This is a genomic window from Paenarthrobacter sp. 2TAF44 (assembly GCF_052114885.1).
Taxonomy (GTDB): Bacteria; Actinomycetota; Actinomycetes; order Actinomycetales; family Micrococcaceae; genus Arthrobacter.
This window is the reverse complement of record NZ_JBFRFP010000009.1, coordinates 112717-126143: the sequence shown is the minus strand read 5'-3', so window position 1 is coordinate 126143 and position 13427 is coordinate 112717. Positions and strand designations below refer to the sequence as shown.

The following is a 13427-nucleotide window of genomic DNA, read 5'->3' as shown; positions in this document are numbered from 1 at the left end:
AAGCAACTGCGGCCTGCCTCTGTTCCCACAGATACGTGATGAGAAAACAGAGAGTTGGCTGGCATGACTGAGTTGCATGATGGGCACCCTTTCGACCAAACGAGTGGTGAGCAGCCTTCGGACGTGAGGCACGAGACTTTCAGTATCACGCGCGATTTCGATGCGAACCGGGCGGACCTCTTCGCCGTGTTCGCGGATGATCGGTTGCGCCGGCAATGGTTTCGGATGCCAGGAACGGGGTCCGTCTATGATCACGACTTCCACATTGGCGGCGGTGAGGAAGCGAGCAGCACTTTCGTCATGCTCGACGGGCAGGCCGGGAAACTGCGCAATCGTTCGCGCTACCTCGACATCATTCCCGATCGCCGGATCGTTTTCGTCTATGAAGCAATCGTGGACGATGTAACCCGGTGGGCATCGCTCGTGACGGTGACCTTGGCCGATACCGAAATGGGGAGAAGCACGCTGACCTGGACAGAGCAGGTCACGTTCATCAAGCGAACCGGAGACGGCAGCGCTGACTTACCTCACCTGCGCACGGGGACGACCCTTCGCCTCAATGGGATACCGGGAGCCCTCAAAGCATAGTTTGGCGGTCGTAGAGCGATCCGTACCAGGTGCCGGACGCCGAAGCCCCCGAGCACCACGAGCTCCCAGGCTTTTGCGTCAATCTGCAGCGTTAGGAACTTTTCCTGCTGCCACGATCCGCGGAATGTATTCACCGTTCAGCCATTGGACGGCATCGCCGACAGTGGGAAACACTACCTCCTCCAGGCCGAGGGCCGCATCGGCATATAGAGTGCCCCACTTCTTGGTCGAGACTGCCACAGCTGGCCAGTCGTGTTGACGCCGGAATCGGAAGAGCCGTTCCACCGTTTCAGCCACCAACACGTCATCGGCAAGGCCGGCCATCAGTTGCAAGTCGACCAGATCGTGGGCCCGCTGGCTTCCGGGTTCGGTACACGCATGCAGTTTCTGTGATACCTGATGGTGGAGGGGTAGGACAGGCACCGGATTCGGTCGAGGGAGCCCTAGGGCCACGAAAGTGTCGATCAATTCCGCCGAGAGTGCTGTCTCCGTGAGATCTCCCGTTGCTCCAAGCTCGTCGAAGCCGACTTCAAGCTCCACCGTCGTGAAGGACTTGTTTCGGTACTGCAGCTTCACCGCGAAAGGCTGCATGATGTAGGCGGTCGGCACGCTCTCTGGTGCGCGAGGAGTTCCCGGCACAACCGCACCGGTGAATCCTCCCCAACCAGCCGCAAGATTCTTTCGCAACTGCTCTTCAAAATTCTGCATGTTCCCGCGAAAGGCGGTGTCCAGATCAGGGGTTTGACGCGTGAGGTTCTCGCCAAGCCGTAGCTTTAGACCAGTGCCGCCCTTCACCGCTGATGGGGGCAGCATTTGGCACACCGCCAGGTTGGCTACTAGGGACTTGAGCTTGGCGACGGTCGAGTTCTCGGCCTTTGCGAGCTCTGCGATCCTGCCCTCGAAATACCGGACATTCTTGGGCGCAATGATTTCCTCTGGCTGATTGTCGTTAGGTGGTGTGCTCAAGATGTTTCCAAAACTTTGATGACGCGGGCTGCGGCTGCTGAATCGAGCAGACCACGCTGCTCCGCTTTACGGGCCGCATCGACCAGACGCTCAGTCATGATTCGTCCTCGAGAACCCAACAGCGCGCTTTCCACACCCATGGCCGGAATGCCTTCAATGTAGCCGCGGTCCCAAAGAGGCACTTTCCGCTGTTCAATCTCGACTGTGTCCGGCAGCCGGCTGCGGACCCTCCGAGGAGTGACCACCCTGATTTTGCGGAGGTTGACCTGACCCAAGCCGTAGGCGGCGAGCACAGATTCGTCAGCGAGTACAGCTTCTTCTCCTCCGAGCGCTACGGCTTCAGCGAACTCGTCGAGGCTGCTCGAAGGGGCTTCGATCATTCGGTACACGCCGTGCCCGATGCGTCGCAGGGCTCCTCGCGCAGTCAGTTTCCGGAGCTCCACGGGAGGTACACCTGCTTCGCGCGCGTCGGCCACTGTGATGACGCCATGGGTGTCGTAGGCAAGTTCCCTCAGGGTCTGCCGGTACGAACTAGTCGATCTCACGGCAAAAGCGTACCGCTTTCGGTACGCTTGTGCCATCCTTGCGACCATTTTGGTCACCATCCTCATCCTCGCCCGCAAGTCGGTCCACCACGGCCGTGCGAACGCCCCAGCTTGTCGACGAAGTCAAATCATCCGAGGCGCTCGAACACCATCGTTGCCTGGATACGGTCCCCGCCGCCGAGCCCCTTGCTCCCGCTGCTCGACGTGGTGATGGTGTGGAGCCGGTATCCCTTCGCGGCCTGATCGTTGATGGCCTTCTCCAGGGACGTCAGATTGCCCGAACCGGTTCCCAGCAGCTTCTCCTTGAGGATCACTTGCAGGACGACATACTGCTGCATGATGCGACTTCCTTCCGTTGCTGGTCAATTGGGGGCAATGCTACTCAACCCGGTGGCGCGGGCGGCCGCGCTTCTTAACCACTGAGCGTCCCCGCCGTCAGCCGTCCAATGGCGCTGCTTTCCAGATTCTCCAGCAAGTGCCGCGGATTGTCGTAGACCTCCACGGCGCCCGCGTCGCGTAGCTCGGCCTCGCTGATACCACCACAAGTCACGGCGACGGCAGGAACGCCAATTGCCGCAGCAGCCTTCACGTCCCAGACAGCATCGCCAACAAAGACGACGTCCGCTGGATCGAGTTCCAACTTCTTCAGGCACGCCAGGAGGATATCCGGGGCAGGCTTGCTTTCGTCCGCGTCATTGGAGCTGGTCCACGCGTCAATGGACCCACCGGCGTCGAGGAGCCGCCTGCTGACGTCAAGGTCGCGCTCTTGCGCTGACGACGCCAGCCCAACCGCCAGCCCGGAATCGGAGCAGGCTCCAAGGAGGTCCCTGGCGGAGTCGAAGGCGCGTAATGACGGCCAGAATGTCGAAAACACAGCTCCGTGCGCGGATTTCAATTCCTTTTGCATGTCTTCCGGACAGCCCGGAACCAGGTGCTGGACCAGCTTGTCGCCACCCATTCCGACGCTACGATGAATGTCGGAGATCTGGATGTCCAAGCCTTCGCGTCTGAAGGCCTGCCACCAGGCGAACGCGTGGAAGTAGCTGGAGTCGATCAACGTCCCATCGACGTCGAAGAGGACACCGCGTTTCTTGGGGTTGGAATTCGCTGCAGTAGACATTTAGTAAGTCTACTTATCACCACCATTCACGGAAACTCATCTTTGACTGCGACATATTCCGTAACGCCGGAAATACGCGTCTGCAATATCTTGTTGGCGGGAGTATGACAACAATCGGAATCATCGGTGCAGGACACATTGGCAGCCAGGTCGCGCGCAAAGCCGTGGAACTTGGCTACGACGTCGTGATCAACAATTCGCGGGGGCCGGAAACCCTCGCGGAACTGGTCACAGAACTCGGCCCGCGGGCCCGGGCCGCGACGGCGGCTGAGGCAGCAGCGGCAGGTGATTTCGCCGTCGTGACCGTTCCCCTGAAGAACTATCAGGACATCCCGGCGGGGCCCTTGGAAGGCAAGATCGTCATCGACACCAACAACTATTACTGGGAGCGCGACGGCCGTATTCCCGCGCTCGATAACGGCGAGACCACCACCTCGGGCCTGCTCCAGAAGCACCTGCCCACATCCAAGGTAGCCAAGGGCTTCAACCACATCTTCGCAAAAGACATCACCACCGATGGCACCCCTGCCGGCACGCCCAACCGCCGCGCATTGGCCACAGCCAGCGACTTCCCGGAAGCCGCCGAACTCGTGACCAAGCTGTACGACGAGTTCGGTTTCGACACCGTCAACATCGGGCCGCTCGAAGACAGCTGGCGCGTCGAGCGTGACCGCCCGGCCTACGTTATCCGTCAGAACGCGGACGAACTTCGGGAAAACCTCGCCAAGGCGACGCGCACCGTCTGATAACAGAACACGCACGACGGCGGCAGGCGGCTTACGCCTGCCGCCTCCTTTGTATTGGGGCACGATTTGAGGCCAAGATTTGGGCCGAATCGCATCACGAATTGGACGCTGGACGCACAAAGGGAGTGGCTGCCTCCCAGGAAGCCCGGCGCATAGGGCATTCCGGGAGGCAGCCGCGCCAATTAAGCCCTGAATCCGAGGAGTTGCTATGTCTACCCAAACTGAGAAATGGCCTGCAGGAACACCCGCGTGGGTGGATCTGGGGGTCGATGACCTCCCTGCAGCCAAGGCCTTCTACACGGAGTTGTTTGGCTGGGATTACCTCTCCGGCGACGAAGAAGCCGGAGGCTATCTACTGGCCCAACTGGATGGACAGGCTGTTGCGGGACTGGGCCCCAAGCAGGATTCCAACATGCCAACTGCCTGGACCACGTATCTGGCCTCGGACAATGTTGACACCACGTGCAAAGAAGTAGCGGCTGTTGGTGGCCAACTCATCGCTCCTCCCTTCGATGTAATGGATTCGGGGCGCATGGCACTTGCCGCGGACAGCGTTGGTGCAGTCTTTGGCATCTGGCAGGCGGGAAGCCATATCGGGGCGGAGCGCGTCAACGAGCACGGGGCATTGTGCTGGAACGAACTCCACACCCGCGGCTACGCGCTGGCCCGGTCCTTCTATGCCGATGTTTTTGGCTTCACCTACCAGGACATCGACCAGGACGGATTCATTTACGCAACCGCCAAGCGGGCCACTGATGGCCGAGAAGTGGGCGGCATTCAGCACGACACCGAAATGGCCGAGGGCGCGCCGAATCATTGGCTGGCCTGGTTTGCCAGCGACCATGTAGATCGAACCGCCGCAACCGCCGTGGAGCTGGGCTCTTCAGCCTTGGTGCCAGTCATGGACAGCCCCATGGGTCGGATGGCAATCCTGCAGGCGCCCCAGGGAGAAATCTTCGGCATCATCGACGCGCCCCGAACCAAGGACTAAGCCGGGACTAAGGACTAAGCCCGCACCAACGGCTACGTCAGGACAGGGTCCAAGGCTTCGCTGATGACCTCATGGGCGTGTGCCGCGGCGAGCGGCGCGGCGAGGCGGTGCACTGCCTGGAAGGTTCGGCGGACTTCCGGCCCATGCCACTCTGGCGGAAGGTAGTCCGACGGCAGGTTGGGGTCCCGGTAAGGGAACTTGCGCCACAAGGTGAGCATCGGAATGTAGTAGCGGAAAGCGTCGCGCCGCACCTCGGCCGTGGAATCAGCCAGGGCCGCCTCAGGGTCGGTGCCCACCAGGTCAATCCACTGCTGCTCTGCGCCCCGGTAGATCTCAAGGAACTCCGTGAACTGTTCATCGAGTTCCTTGAGATCCCACCATTCGGAGATCTTGGGCCGCATGGGGCCATCGAAAACATAGTCGCTGCGGAAGAGGTCCACGAACTCGATGAGCCCGCTGGCAGTGAGGCGTTCGCGAGCTTGCTCCAGCTTGTGTGCTGGAGCAATCCATACACCGGAAGCCACGGACCCAAATCCCAGGCTGGACAAGGCGGACCTCAGCTGGTGCCGGCGGTTCCTCATCGATTCGGGCACGGAGAACACGGCGAGCACCCACGTATCCACGGGAGCTGGCTGTTCGGGGGCGAAGATCCGCCGATCACCTTCACGGAAGACGTCGCTCACCGATTCGGCGATCTTGTACTTGGCAATGCCGCCTTCGCGCACGCTCTTCAGGACACCCTTGGCCTTAAGCCTGGAAACGGACGACCTCACACCTGGCGCGTCATAGCCGAGCGTACCGAGCATCGAAACCAGTGCGGAGACCGGCAGCGCATCACCGGCATTCCTGCCATAAAGACCGAAGATGGTGACCAGGAGTTGCTGATGGCGCACCGGGGGTGCCGGGACGGCGAACATTGAAGGACCCTCATTTCCGCGCCAGGTAAGGCGCCAGTCATGTTCATCATAGGTGTGGAACCATCAATGGCCGGCGAAGGGCGGAGGCCCCGTCAACGTACAGTTCGCCGAGATGGCATTTAACCCCAATGCCAAGGCTCAACATTGGGGTTATCTGCCATCTCGCGGAGCTATTCGGCGGCCTGCACAGCCCCAATTGCCCGGACAAAATGTTCCGGCCAAGGCTGCGCGGCGGTGGTGCCGTTGGGGACGTGGACCGTGGTGACCGTCCCGAAGGCGGCCACCTCGCTGCCGTCCGACGATGCACCTTGGTGAGTGACGCCGTCGGGCGTTTCGCGGGCCGCATTTTCAAGTGGGTGGCCGCGGACCTCGAAGGCCATGGTCAGCGAGGTCCGGCCGAGCGCGTGGATTTTCACCGTGGCGGTGACGCGCTGGCCGAACCAGAGCTTGGCCTTGTAGTTGATCACCTGCTGGACGCGAGGAGCGTTGGGAAAGTAGTCCGGCAGCTCCAGGGAGCGGAACAGCTCTGCCTCGGCGGCTTCCACCCATCGGAGGATGGCCGAGTTGTGTTGGTGGCCGGAGGCATCGGTGTCTACCCACTCAACCGTCCGCTCAACACTCGCTTCAGGAAACGCGTCCATGATTCTCCTAGTGGGTGCTGACTACCGCGGTCTCGTCGTCCGGATCCGCGACGTCGGCTCCCGCGCTGGGCGCAGCAACTGTCACCTCGGGTTGCGGCTTCGGAATCATTGCGACGGCGGCTGCTGCCACCACTGCGATGCCCGCGAAGATCGCGAAGTTGGCCTCGAACGGCAGCTTGGAACCTGCTATCCAACCGCCGATCAGTGGTCCGGAGATCGCGCCCAGACGGGCGAAGCTGAGAGCCCAACCCGTGGCGGTCCCGCGCACCTTGGCCGGGTAGTAATCGGCGATGTAGCCCGTGAGGACCAGCGACGTTGAGATGGAACCGACGCCTGCGAAGGCCACGAAGAGCAGGTTGACCACCATGGTGTTGGGGAAGACGAGGAGCATGATGCCCAGGCCACCCAGGATGTAGAACACCACCAGGATGAGCTTCTTGCCATACTTGTCGGCCGCACGGCCCAGGAGCAGACCGCCGATCGCGGAGGCCAGGCTGAAGACCAAAAGGAACGTCAGGGACGAGCCGAGATCGTAGCCGGCCTTCTTCATGATGCTCGGCAGCCAGGTGTTGAGCCCGTAGACGAGTACCAGGCCGCAGAACAACGAAATCCAGAAGAACACCGTGGAGCGCAGGTACTTCCTGGAGAACATCGTGGTGATGGTTTTCCACCACGGATCGGCGGCGTGTGAGGCTGTGTCTGAGGCTGCCTGTGAACCGCGTTCAGCCACCGGTACAACCGGCTGGTAGTCGGCTATCTCCAGCTTGGCAGCCAAGGCTTTGGCCTCCGTCTTACGTCCCTTGGACTCGAGGTACTCCAACGATTCCGGGAGGAATTTCCAAATGATGGGCAGCAGGACAATCGGCGCGGCACCAATAGCGATGACCGCCCGCCAGCCACCAACCGGCAGCACGAACATCGCAGCAAGCGCGGCCGCAACGATGCCCAGCGAGTAGCCCGAATACATGAGGCCGTAGTTGTAGGAACGCCTATTGGGAGCTGAGTACTCGATTGTCAGGGCTGCGGCCACGGGGATGACGCCGCCCATGCCGAGTCCCCCAATGAGGCGGAAGATGCCAAACAGCTCGGGCGTGGGAGCCCAGGCCGCACCTGCCTGGGTGATCGTGAAGATGACCATGGAAGCCAACAGCATCTTCTTGCGGCCTACGAGGTCGCTGAGAGTCCCGATGAACAGGGCTCCAATAAGCATGCCGATCAAGGCATATGATCCCAGCCCACCCAGGGCAAGCGGGCTGAGGTTCCATTGCTTGTACTCGGCCAGCGCCGGAAGCACTGCCCCCAGAACGCCGACGTCGTAACCCTCGGCGAGGATGGCGAGCCAGCAGCAAATCAGCACCAAGCCGGTGGTGCGCTTGGGCACGTTCCAGTCATTCACCGGTGCGGCGGCCATGGCTACTTCACCAACGCAGATGCAGTGGCGGACGCGGGTGTCCAGCGGAGGTGGGTGGTGGTTTCTTCGGTGTCGGGTTCCTTCAGCAGGGACAGGCGCGGGCGGACGGCGTCCGTGCGGGCGCTTGGGGGCTTGCGGCGGCCGGCGCGGAATTGCGGGATCCATTGCGCGCCGGGGCCGTGGTACTCCTGTTCCGCGGCGGCGTGCAAAGTCCATTGCGGATCGTAAAGGTGTGTACGGCCCAGGGCAATCAGGTCGGCACGTCCTGCGAGGAGGATGGAGTTCACGTCGTCGTAGCTGGAAATAGCGCCGACGGCGATCACGGCCACGCCTGCCGGAGCGGCCACTTCCTGGCGGATGCGGTCCGCGAACGGCGTCTGGTAGCTGCGGCCGAATGCGGGCTTCTCTTCCTTGGCGACCTGGCCGGTGGATACGTCAAGGCCTGCAGCACCGTGCTCTACAAACGCCTTGGCAATCTTGATCGAGTCGTCGGAGGTGTTGCCGCCTTCGATCCAGTCCGTCGCGGAGATGCGCACCGTCACCGGCTTGTTGGCAGGCCAGGCCGCGCGGACGGCGTCGAATACTTCCAGCGGGAACCGCAGCCGGTTCTCCAGGCTGCCACCGTATTCATCGGTGCGCTTATTGGAAACCGGAGAGAGGAAGGAGGACAGCAGGTAGCCGTGGGCGGCATGGATTTCGAGGAGGTCAAAGCCTGCCTGCTCGGCGCGGACCGCCGAAGCGACGAACTCCGCCGTGATGGCATCCATCCCTGCACGATCCAGCTCCGCGGGGGTCTGGTTTTCGTTGCTGTACGGCAGTGCAGACGGCCCGACGGCGGTCCAGTTGCCCGATTCGAGGGGCTGGTCGATGCCTTCCCACATGAGCTTGGTGGAGCCCTTCCGGCCGGAGTGGCCCAGCTGCGCGCCGATCTTGGCGGTGGAGCGGGCGTGGACGAAGTCCACGATTTCCTTCCAGCTGTCGCGTTGTTCGTCCGTGTACAGGCCGCTGCAGCCAGGGGTGATGCGCCCGGTTTCGGACACGCAGACCATTTCGGTCATGACCAGGCCCGCACCGCCGAGGGCTTTGGAGCCGAGGTGGACTTTGTGGAAGTCTCCCGGGATGCCATCGGTGGCGGAGTACATGTCCATAGGGGAGACAATGATGCGGTTCTTCAACTCAAGTTCCCCGATGCGGAATGGCTGGAACATCGCCGGCGCGTCCTGGGCCAGGCCCTGGGATTCGGCGAAGTTCCGGTCCACGGCGTGGGCGAATTCGGGGTCGCGGAGGCGCAGGTTTTCCTGGGTGATGCGGCGGCTGCGGGTCAGCAGGTTGAACGCGAACTGGGTGGGGTCCTGGTCCTTGTACTGGCCGATCCGCTCAAACCACTCCAGCGATGCCTGCGCGGCGCGCTGGGTGGAGGCGACGACGGGACGCCGCTCAGCCTCGTACGCTGCCAAAGCAGAGTCCACGTCCGGATGCTCGTGCAGGCATGCAGCCAGAGCAAGGGAGTCTTCCATGGCCAGTTTCGTGCCCGAGCCGATGGAGAAGTGCGCGGTGTGGGCGGCGTCGCCGAGCAGGACAACGTTGCCCTTGCGCCAGCTCTGGTTGCGGACCGTGGTGAAGTTGATCCACTTGGAGTTGTTGGTGAGGACCTCGTAGCCGTTCAGTTCTTCCGCGAAGATTTCACGGATTTTGGCAACGGCCTTCTCGTCGGAGACCCCGGGAGGGAAGACATCGTTGGCGGTCTCGTCGAAGCCGGCAGCCTGCCACACGTCCTGGTGCATTTCCACGATGAACGTGGAACCCTCATCGGAGTACGGGTAGCCGTGGATCTGCATGACACCCCACTCAGTTTCCTTCACGAAGAACTTGAAGGCCTCGAATACCTGGTCCGTACCGAGCCACATGAACTTGTTGGTCCGCGGGTCCAGGTCCGGGCCAAACGCGTCGGCGTACTTCGCACGGATCTGGGAGTTCACACCATCAGCGGCGAGGACCAGATCGTAGTTCGCTTCGAGTTCTTCAATGGCAGGCGCCATGGTGCTGAACCGGACGTCGACGTTCAGTTCGATGCAGCGGCGCTGCAGCAGTTCCAACAGTTCCTTGCGGCTCATGGCCGCGAACCCCTGCCCGCCGACGGTGATCATCTGGTCGCGGAAGTGGATGTCGATATCAGACCAGCGCGCGAACCGGCGGCTCATGTACTCCGCAACTACGGGATCGGCATTGCCGATGCCGCCCAGTGTCTCATCGGAAAACACGACGCCGAACCCGAAGGTGTCGCTGGCAGCGTTGCGTTCCCAGAGGGTGATGTCGTGCGACGGGTCCAGCTGCTTCATCAGTGCTGCGAAGTACAGGCCGCCCGGGCCGCCTCCAACAATTGCGATCTTCATGCTCATGCTCCTTCTCAAGCCTGGCTCTGGCCGGCGGGGGTAAGTTGTTGGGTTTCTGCTTCGCCTGTGGTGCTCTCCTTGAGGAGGCCATCGCGGAGCTTGAAATGCTGGAGTTTGCCGCTCGGATTGCGGGGCAACTCGGTGACGAAGCGGACATCGCGCGGGTACTTGTACGGGGCGATGGTCTGCTTCACGAAGTCCTGGATTTCCTTGCGCTTCGCAGCGTCGCCAATGACGCCCTCACGCAGGACGATGAACGCGCACACGATGCTCCCGCGCTCAGGATCAGGCCGGCCGATCACCGCGTTCTCCACCACGTCCGGGTGCTGGTCGATGGCGGTTTCCACCTCGGGTGCCCCGATGTTGTAGCCGGAGGAAACGATCATGTTGTCCGAGCGGGCCTGGTACGTGAAGTAGCCGTCCTCGTCCATGGAGAACGTATCGCCCGTGACGTTCCAGCCCTTCACCACGTAGTTCTTTTGGCGTACGTCGTCGAGGTAACGGCAACCCGTGGGCCCAATCACGGCCAGCCGGCCGGACTGGCCTGGGCCCAGCTCGTTCCCGTCCTGATCAAGAATGGTTGCGCGGAAGCCCGGCACAGCCTTCCCGGTGGTACCTGGACGGATGTCGTCTCCGGCCGCGGAAATGAACACGTGAAGCAACTCTGTGGCACCGATTCCATTGACCAGCCTCAGGCCCGTCGCTTCACGGACCGCTTCCCACGTCTCCTTGGACAGGTGCTCTCCCGCCGAGACAGCAATGCGGAGGCCACGGAGCAAGTCACCGCGCTTTTCCTTCAGGATCGCCCGGTAGGCAGTGGGGGCGGTGAAGAGAATGGTGGCTCCAGCAGCCGAAGCATGCTCGGCCAGTTCCACAGGTCCGGCCTTCTCCGTCAGGAGCGCCGACGCGCCAAACCGCAGCGGGAAGATCACCAATCCGCCGAGCCCGAACGTGAAGGCAAGCGGAGGAGAGCCGGCGAAGACATCATCAGCGGTGGGCTGCAGGATGTAGCGGGCAAAGGTGTCCGCATTCGCCAGGACATCCCGGTGGAAATGCATGGTCACCTTGGGCACACCGGTTGTCCCGGACGTTGGGCCGAGCAGGGCAACATCGTCCGCAGAGGTGTCCACAGCCGTGAACTCCCCGCTCTTGGCCGTGCAGCGTTGGGTGAGGTCGCCGTCGTCGGGTCCTCCATAGCTCAGGACGGTGACGTCCTCGCCTGCCGCCGTCGCGAGTTCGTCCACGAAGCGGTGATCGGAAATCGCGACCACGGGCTTGGTGAGCTGGATCAGCGTGGCCACTTCGCTGGAACGCAGCATGGGCATCGTAGTAACTACTACCGCGCCCGCCTTGAGCACGCCCAGCCAAGCAGCGACGAGCCACGGATTGTTGGGGCCGCGGAGCAGCACACGGTTTCCGGGCTCAACCCCGAGGTCCTCGGTAAGGACCTGGGCAACCTGGTTGGAGTGCAGCTGCAGCTGTCCATAAGACCAGACTGTGCCATCCGGAGTGCGGAGCGCGGGACGGTCCGGGCCGAACGTCTCGACGGCGTTGTCGATCAGCACGGCGGCAGCGTTCAGCCGCTCCGGGTAGTGGAGTTCGGGCAGGGTAAATTCGAGCGCCGGCCAGGTGTTGGCGGGCGGCAGGTGGTCGCGGGTGAACGTGTCCACGTGGGCCGATGGCGTCATGCTCATGGCCGTTCCTTTCAGTGGTGCGTCAGTGAAGCTGGGGATGATGTTGGGGGGTAAAGCTGTTCAGGTGCGGATCATGCCTTCTTGGGCGACTGTGGCGAGGAGCCTTCCCTGCCGGTCGAAGAAGCGGCCCATGGCCAGGCCCCTGTTGCTTTGGCCTGATATGGCCTCTTGTGCATAGAGGACCCAGTCGTCGGCGCGGCCATCGCGGTGGAACCACATGGAGTGGTCAAGGCTTGCGGTGGCGAGGCCGGGAGTGGACCAGTTGAGTCCGTTGACCCGGAGTAGCGGCTCCAGGATGGTGTAGTCGCAAACGTAGGCAAGGGCAGTGCGGTGGAGGTTGGCGTCGTTGGGGAGGCTATCGAAAGCCTTGACCCAGATTGCCTGCTGCGGCATGGATCCACCCTCAAGCTCAATATATACCGGCCCCGGAATATGCCGCATGTCGAAACTACGGCCCGTAGACCAATAGTCTGCGGCTGGGCCTTCTGTCCCGTCCAGTGCTTCCGCTGCGGAGCGCAGGGATTCAGGCTCGACGGCGGCAGGAGCTTCCGGTTGGAAGTCCGGGCCATCTTCGGGAACCTGGAACGAACCCATCGCGGCATATACAGGCTTGCCATTCTGGAAACCACGGACATTGCGGGTGGAGTAGCCGCGACCGTCGCGCAAGCGCTCTACTTCATAACGAACATGGGCACCGATGTCCACGGGGCGCATGAAGTAGCTGTGCATCGAGTGGAGCTGCCTGTCGGCCTCCACGGAAAGCATCATGGCCGCTGCAGCTTGGGCCACCATGTCTCCACCGTAGGCTTTTGGCCACGGAACGTATTGAGTGGTGGCTTCGTAGGCTTCGTCAAAAACCTGGGCCGTTGTGGGCGTCAGTTCAACGGCCTTGAGGAAGGTCTCGGAGGTAAGGGTCCCGGCGATCATGGTGGTTACACCCGGCGGTAATCGGCGAGGGTTTCGTCGGGGACGTCCTCGAGGTTGACCACGAGGTTCTCCGGAGTGCGCGCCGTGAGCCACACGAGTTCTTCGGTCACGGACATGTTTGCTTCAACGTGCGGCATGAACGGCGGCACGAAGACCCAGTCGCCGGCCTTCATGTCCAGGAACTCGGAGTAGTTCTCGCCGAAGTAGATGCGGCCGTGGCCACGAAGAACGTAGCCACCGGTTTCAGCTTCGCCGTGGTGGTGTGGCAGGGAACGATACCCGGGGGTGTTGGAGACCTGGCCGAACCAGATCTTGGTTGCCGGGGTGTGCTGGATGCTTACTCCGGAGACGCGGATGCAATCCCCGGACTGGGCGGTGTTGGTGTCTTCTTCACCCGCGCGGGTGACTACGGGGACAACCTTGCCGTCAGCGCCGGCGTAGATGGAGTTGTCGCCTTCGAGGCGGTATTCGGTGGTGGTCTGGCTCAT

Annotated in this window: 14 protein-coding genes; 3 read left to right on the top strand and 11 right to left on the bottom strand. The window is 62.2% G+C overall.

Features of this window, described 5'->3' with window-relative positions:
- Positions 1-63 precede the first annotated feature (63 nt).
- A complete protein-coding gene (locus AB4Z15_RS10975) occupies positions 64-588 on the top strand; it encodes an SRPBCC domain-containing protein (protein WP_442017289.1) in 525 nt (174 codons plus the stop codon).
- Positions 589-666: 78 nt separating this feature from the next.
- On the opposite strand, the gene AB4Z15_RS10970 is transcribed toward AB4Z15_RS10975, so the two are convergent.
- The 4 genes from AB4Z15_RS10970 to AB4Z15_RS10955 form a co-directional block, all read right to left on the bottom strand.
- Positions 667-1554, bottom strand: a complete 888-nt coding sequence (locus tag AB4Z15_RS10970) for a nucleotidyl transferase AbiEii/AbiGii toxin family protein (RefSeq protein ID WP_442017288.1) — start codon at positions 1552-1554, stop codon at positions 667-669.
- Positions 1551-2099, bottom strand: a complete 549-nt coding sequence (locus AB4Z15_RS10965) for a type IV toxin-antitoxin system AbiEi family antitoxin domain-containing protein (protein ID WP_442017287.1) — start codon at positions 2097-2099, stop codon at positions 1551-1553. Before AB4Z15_RS10965 ends, AB4Z15_RS10970 begins: the two co-directional genes overlap by 4 nt.
- A 128-nt stretch (positions 2100-2227) precedes the next feature.
- Entirely contained in the window at positions 2228-2437 is a 210-nt protein-coding gene (locus AB4Z15_RS10960) for a DUF4177 domain-containing protein (RefSeq protein ID WP_223935036.1), read from the bottom strand.
- Between the two features lie 74 nt (positions 2438-2511).
- Positions 2512-3219, bottom strand: coding sequence for an HAD family hydrolase (locus AB4Z15_RS10955; protein ID WP_442017286.1), 708 nt, complete (start codon positions 3217-3219; stop codon positions 2512-2514).
- A 104-nt stretch (positions 3220-3323) separates the two neighbouring features.
- Here AB4Z15_RS10955 and AB4Z15_RS10950 point away from each other — a divergent pair, with 104 nt between their 5' ends.
- Both AB4Z15_RS10950 and AB4Z15_RS10945 read left to right on the top strand, forming a co-directional pair.
- A complete protein-coding gene (locus AB4Z15_RS10950) occupies positions 3324-3965 on the top strand; it encodes an NADPH-dependent F420 reductase (RefSeq protein ID WP_442017285.1) in 642 nt (213 codons plus the stop codon).
- A gap of 208 nt (positions 3966-4173) precedes the next feature.
- A complete protein-coding gene (locus AB4Z15_RS10945; protein WP_442017284.1) occupies positions 4174-4956 on the top strand; it encodes a VOC family protein in 783 nt (260 codons plus the stop codon).
- A 32-nt stretch (positions 4957-4988) separates the two neighbouring features.
- Here AB4Z15_RS10945 and AB4Z15_RS10940 read toward each other — a convergent pair whose 3' ends face one another.
- The 7 genes from AB4Z15_RS10940 to AB4Z15_RS10910 all read right to left on the bottom strand — a co-directional run bounded on the left by AB4Z15_RS10940 (position 4989) and on the right by AB4Z15_RS10910 (position 13427).
- Positions 4989-5873 (bottom strand): PaaX family transcriptional regulator, encoded by an 885-nt coding sequence (locus AB4Z15_RS10940; protein ID WP_442017283.1) that lies wholly within the window; start codon positions 5871-5873, stop codon positions 4989-4991.
- 170 nt (positions 5874-6043) lie between these two features.
- Complete coding sequence (locus AB4Z15_RS10935; protein ID WP_442017282.1) at positions 6044-6514, bottom strand: acyl-CoA thioesterase; 471 nt, start codon at positions 6512-6514, stop codon at positions 6044-6046.
- A gap of 7 nt (positions 6515-6521) precedes the next feature.
- On the bottom strand, positions 6522-7925 hold the full coding sequence (locus tag AB4Z15_RS10930) for an MFS transporter (protein WP_442017281.1): 1404 nt from the start codon (positions 7923-7925) through the stop codon (positions 6522-6524).
- Positions 7926-7927: 2 nt separating this feature from the next.
- Positions 7928-10318: a bifunctional salicylyl-CoA 5-hydroxylase/oxidoreductase gene (locus AB4Z15_RS10925; protein ID WP_442017280.1), complete on the bottom strand. Its 2391-nt coding sequence runs from the start codon at positions 10316-10318 to the stop codon at positions 7928-7930.
- Between the two features lie 14 nt (positions 10319-10332).
- Positions 10333-12012 (bottom strand): AMP-binding protein, encoded by a 1680-nt coding sequence (locus AB4Z15_RS10920; protein ID WP_442017279.1) that lies wholly within the window; start codon positions 12010-12012, stop codon positions 10333-10335.
- 60 nt (positions 12013-12072) lie between these two features.
- A complete protein-coding gene (locus AB4Z15_RS10915) occupies positions 12073-12939 on the bottom strand; it encodes an acyl-CoA thioesterase (RefSeq protein ID WP_442017278.1) in 867 nt (288 codons plus the stop codon).
- 5 nt (positions 12940-12944) lie between these two features.
- Positions 12945-13427, bottom strand: coding sequence for a cupin domain-containing protein (locus AB4Z15_RS10910; protein WP_442017277.1), 483 nt, complete (start codon positions 13425-13427; stop codon positions 12945-12947).

What these genes read in the sequence shown, in the direction of transcription:
- AB4Z15_RS10975 (WP_442017289.1), top strand. Translation starts at nt 64, where the DNA reads ATGACTGAGTTGCATGATGGGCACCCTTTCGACCAAACGAGTGGTGAG.
- AB4Z15_RS10960 (WP_223935036.1), bottom strand. Translation starts at nt 2,437, where the DNA reads ATGCAGCAGTATGTCGTCCTGCAAGTGATCCTCAAGGAGAAGCTGCTG.
- AB4Z15_RS10955 (WP_442017286.1), bottom strand. Translation starts at nt 3,219, where the DNA reads ATGTCTACTGCAGCGAATTCCAACCCCAAGAAACGCGGTGTCCTCTTC.
- AB4Z15_RS10950 (WP_442017285.1), top strand. Translation starts at nt 3,324, where the DNA reads ATGACAACAATCGGAATCATCGGTGCAGGACACATTGGCAGCCAGGTC.
- AB4Z15_RS10945 (WP_442017284.1), top strand. Translation starts at nt 4,174, where the DNA reads ATGTCTACCCAAACTGAGAAATGGCCTGCAGGAACACCCGCGTGGGTG.
- AB4Z15_RS10940 (WP_442017283.1), bottom strand. Translation starts at nt 5,873, where the DNA reads ATGTTCGCCGTCCCGGCACCCCCGGTGCGCCATCAGCAACTCCTGGTC.
- AB4Z15_RS10935 (WP_442017282.1), bottom strand. Translation starts at nt 6,514, where the DNA reads ATGGACGCGTTTCCTGAAGCGAGTGTTGAGCGGACGGTTGAGTGGGTA.
- AB4Z15_RS10930 (WP_442017281.1), bottom strand. Translation starts at nt 7,925, where the DNA reads ATGGCCGCCGCACCGGTGAATGACTGGAACGTGCCCAAGCGCACCACC.
- AB4Z15_RS10925 (WP_442017280.1), bottom strand. Translation starts at nt 10,318, where the DNA reads ATGAAGATCGCAATTGTTGGAGGCGGCCCGGGCGGCCTGTACTTCGCA.
- AB4Z15_RS10920 (WP_442017279.1), bottom strand. Translation starts at nt 12,012, where the DNA reads ATGAGCATGACGCCATCGGCCCACGTGGACACGTTCACCCGCGACCAC.
- AB4Z15_RS10915 (WP_442017278.1), bottom strand. Translation starts at nt 12,939, where the DNA reads ATGATCGCCGGGACCCTTACCTCCGAGACCTTCCTCAAGGCCGTTGAA.
- AB4Z15_RS10910 (WP_442017277.1), bottom strand. Translation starts at nt 13,427, where the DNA reads ATGAGCCAGACCACCACCGAATACCGCCTCGAAGGCGACAACTCCATC.